Source organism: Nguyenibacter vanlangensis, from assembly GCF_013376155.1.
Classification (GTDB): Bacteria; Pseudomonadota; Alphaproteobacteria; order Acetobacterales; family Acetobacteraceae; genus Gluconacetobacter; species Gluconacetobacter vanlangensis.
The window spans coordinates 1-3,180 of sequence record NZ_JABXXP010000335.1 but is presented as its reverse complement, the minus strand read 5'-3'; the positions used below and the strand labels follow the sequence as shown (position 1 = coordinate 3,180).

The window sequence follows — 3,180 nt, the reverse complement described above, 5'->3', positions numbered from 1 at the left end:
CCGCGTTGCAGGCGCTGTGCGGGGCGCGGCTGGCGGGAACGGCGCTGCGGCTGGAACTGTGCCTGGATACGGACGGGTTCTGGCTGGCGCCGCATACCGATATCGGCGCCAAGCGGCTGACCCTGCTGGTGTCGCTGTCGATGGGTCCCGGGGCCGGCGGCTGGGGCACCGACCTGATGACCGCGGATGGCCGGGCGGTGGCCCGGGCGAGCGGGGCGTTCAATTCCGGCCTGCTGTTCGTGCCGGGGCCCCAGACCTGGCACGGCTTCGTCCGCCGGCCGATCCATGGGGTGCGGCGGTCGCTGATCGTGAATTTCGTCGGCGCGGACTGGCGGGCGGTCGAGGAACTGGCCTTCGGCCCTGCCGCCTGACGCCCTGCGTCCAACACGCCGCCCTGGGAAGCCCCCGGCATGGGTGACCCCAAGCTCTTGTTTTGCGTTCGGGCCCCTTTCGGTTCTAGGAAAGCCACCTGGAGTTTTCTTACCGACGCCGGGCGCCCCCTTCGATGACCTCCCGGGGGCGTCCGCCGCGCAGCAGAACGAGACGAGAGAGGCATGACCGAACAGGCGCGCGAGACGATGGAATTCGATGTTGTCGTGGTCGGCGGCGGTCCGTCGGGCCTGGCAGCGGCGATCCGCCTGCGGCAGTTGGCGCCCGAGGCCACGGTCTGCCTGATCGAGAAAGGCAGCGAGATCGGCGCCCATATCCTGTCGGGCGCGGTGATCGAGCCACGGGCGCTGGACGAATTGCTGCCCGACTGGCGCGAGAAGGGGGCGCCGCTGCACACCGCGGTGTCCGAGGAGAAGATGCTCTTCCTGACCCGGAGCCGGGGCTATGCGGTGCCGAAGCTGGAGCGGGTGATGCCGCACATGCGCAACCACGGCAACTACATCGTCAGCCTGGGCGACGTCTGCCGCTGGCTGGCGGCGCAGGCCGAGGCGCTGGGGGTGGAGATCTATCCGGGTTTCGCCGGGTCGGAGGTGCTGATCGAGGACGGGCGGGTGGTCGGCGTGGCCACCGGCGACATGGGCATCGCCCGCGACGGCACCAGGGGGGCGAATTACGCGCCGGGGATGGAGCTGCGCGCGCGCTACACCCTGTTCGCCGAAGGGTGCCGCGGGTCGCTGACCAAGCAACTGATGGCCAAATACAATCTGCGCAAGGGCGTGGACCCGCAGACCTACGGCCTGGGCATCAAGGAATTGTGGGAGATCCCCAAGGAGCAGCATCGCCCCGGGCTGGTGCTGCACAGTTTCGGCTGGCCGCTGGACGACCGGACCTATGGCGGCGCGTGGATGTATCATTTCGGCGAGAACCTGGTGTCGTACGGGTTCGTGGTCGGGCTGGACTACGCCAATACCTGGCTGTCGCCGTTCGACGAGATGCAGCGGCTGAAGCTGCATCCGTCCTTCCGCCCCTATTTCGAGGGCGGGCGGCGCATCGCCTACGGCGCGCGCGCGCTGTCGGAAGGCGGCATCCAGTCCATCCCGCGGCTGAGCTTCCCGGGCGGGGCGCTGGTCGGCGACACGGCGGGATTCCTGAACGTGCCGAAGATCAAGGGCACCCATACCGCCATGAAGTCCGGCATGCTGGCGGCCGAGGCGGTGGCCGAGGCGATGGCGGGCGGCCGGGCCGAGCCTGCGTCCTATACCGCGCGGGTGCGCTCGTCCTGGCTGTGGGAGGAACTGCGCGGGGTGCGCAATATCCGGCCGGCCTTCGCGCGGTTCGGCACGAAGGGGGGCGCGCTGTACGCGGGTATCGACGCGATGCTGCTGCGCGGCCGCGCGCCCTGGACGCTGCGTCACCGCCACGGGGACAACGAGGACCTGCTGTCGGCCGGCCAGTCGGCGCCGATCGCCTATCCCAGGCCGGACGGCAGGATCACGTTCGACAGGCTGTCGTCGGTCTTCCTGTCCGCGACCAATCACGAGGAGGACCAGCCGGTCCACCTGAAGCTGCGCAACCAGGCGATCTGGAAGACGGTGAACTGGGACGTGTTCCGCGCGCCCGAAAGCCGCTATTGCCCGGCCGGGGTCTATGAGGTCGTGGACGCCGAGACCGATCCCCGCCTGCAGATCAACGCGCAGAACTGCGTGCACTGCAAGAGCTGCGACATCAAGGACCCGACGCAGAACATCGACTGGGTGGCGCCCGAAGGCAGCGGCGGGCCGAATTACCCGGGCGGGATGTGAATTTCGGACAAAATACGCTATGGGGCGTGCTGAACGGCCGTCCCACGCCGGATTTTGTCGAAAGATAACAGGCGAAGAAATCCATGAAGGTTCTTGTCCCGGTAAAAAGAGTCATCGATTTCAACATCAAGCCGCGGGTGAAGGCGGATGGCAGCGGGGTCGAGACCGCCGGTGTGAAGATGTCGATGAACCCGTTCGACGAGATCGCGGTCGAGGAAGCGGTGCGCCTGAAGGAAAAGGGCGTCGCGACCGAGATCGTGGCGGTGTCGATCGGGGTGCAGCAGGCGCAGGATACGCTGCGCACCGCGCTGGCGATGGGCGCGGACCGCGCCATCCTGGTGCTGACCGACGTCGCGGTGGAGCCGCTGGGCGTCGCCAAGCTGCTGAAGGCGCTGGTGGTGAAGGAGAGCCCGGAGCTGGTGATCCTGGGCAAGCAGGCGATCGACGACGACATGAACGCGACCGGCCAGATGCTGGCCGGACTGCTGGGCTGGCCGCAGGGCACGTTCGCCAGCAGGATCGAGATCGCCGACGGCCGCGCCGTCGTCACCCGCGAGATCGATGGCGGGCTGGAGACGCTGTCGCTGGCGCTGCCGGCGATCGTGACCGCCGACCTGCGGCTGAACGAGCCGCGCTATGCCTCGCTGCCCAACATCATGAAGGCGCGCAAGAAGCCGCTGGAAACCCTGGCGCCGGGCGATCTGGGGGTGGATGTGACGCCGCGCCTGGCCACGCTGTCGGTGGCCGAGCCGCCGCCGCGCAAGGAAGGCATCAAGGTCGCGTCCGCCGCCGAGCTGGTGGCGCGTCTGCGTAACGAAGCGAAGGTGATCTGATCATGGCCGTACTCGTTTTCCTCGATCATGAGTCCGGCGCGATCAGGCAGGCTTCGCGTTCGGCGGTGACCGCCGGGCTGAAACTGGGCGCCCTGGGTCTGGGTGAGGTGCATGTGCTGGTGGCGGGCGACGCGGCGGTCGCGGCCTCGGCCGCC

The 3,180-nt window shown here is 68.6% G+C and carries 3 protein-coding genes and 1 pseudogene; all 4 read left to right on the top strand.

Features of this window, described 5'->3' with window-relative positions; translation table 11 throughout:
- A partial coding sequence (locus HUK84_RS13365) for a 2OG-Fe(II) oxygenase (RefSeq protein ID WP_176640732.1) occupies positions 1-371 on the top strand: 371 nt, incomplete at its 5' end.
- A 183-nt stretch (positions 372-554) separates the two neighbouring features.
- Positions 555-2,192, top strand: coding sequence for an electron transfer flavoprotein-ubiquinone oxidoreductase (locus HUK84_RS13360; protein WP_176640731.1), 1,638 nt, complete (start codon positions 555-557; stop codon positions 2,190-2,192).
- A gap of 83 nt (positions 2,193-2,275) precedes the next feature.
- Positions 2,276-3,025, top strand: coding sequence for an electron transfer flavoprotein subunit beta/FixA family protein (locus tag HUK84_RS13355; protein ID WP_176640730.1), 750 nt, complete (start codon positions 2,276-2,278; stop codon positions 3,023-3,025).
- 2 nt (positions 3,026-3,027) lie between these two features.
- A pseudogene (locus HUK84_RS13350) lies at positions 3,028-3,180 on the top strand (electron transfer flavoprotein subunit alpha/FixB family protein); the annotation flags it as partial.